The 472-nt window shown below is 39.8% G+C and carries 1 protein-coding gene; it reads left to right on the top strand.

The annotated features are described in order from the left end of the window. A partial coding sequence (locus KH893_RS11930) for an MFS transporter (protein WP_281166294.1) occupies window positions 1-472 on the top strand: 472 nt, incomplete at both ends.

Here is a 472-nt window from a genome sequence, read left to right as displayed (position 1 = left end):
GTTTATTTCTCGGATCATTGATGCAGCGGGCTCCTTTGTTCAGCCCCTTTTGACTTTGATTTTGACTGAAAAAATAGGTCTCAGTGCTGCTGAATCGGGGTTATATATTACAATTCTAGGATCTTTATCGGCTCCGGGAATGATTATTGGCGGAAAATTCACTGACTTGATCGGTCGTAAAAAAATTATTCTCCTATCACAAATACCCGGGGCATTGGTTTTGATGTTTTGTGCTTCAATTAAAAGCTCGTCGATGCTATTGGTCTATTTATTGATTCTCTCTTCAATTCTCTATTCAATTTCCTCACCAGCCTATGATGCTCTTTTAGCTGACATAACGGTTCCAAAAAATCGTCAAGCCTCTTATTCGCTTTCCTATATGGGCTGGAATTTAGGTTATGCAATCGGTCCGATACTTGGCGGATTGCTGTTTAAAAATGCTTTGCCTTTCCTATTTTTGGGTGACGGAGTA

It is taken from the genome of Liquorilactobacillus sicerae (assembly GCF_029916425.1).
GTDB classification, from domain to species: Bacteria; Bacillota; Bacilli; order Lactobacillales; family Lactobacillaceae; genus Liquorilactobacillus; species Liquorilactobacillus sicerae.
This window is presented reverse-complemented; position numbering and strand designations above follow the sequence as displayed.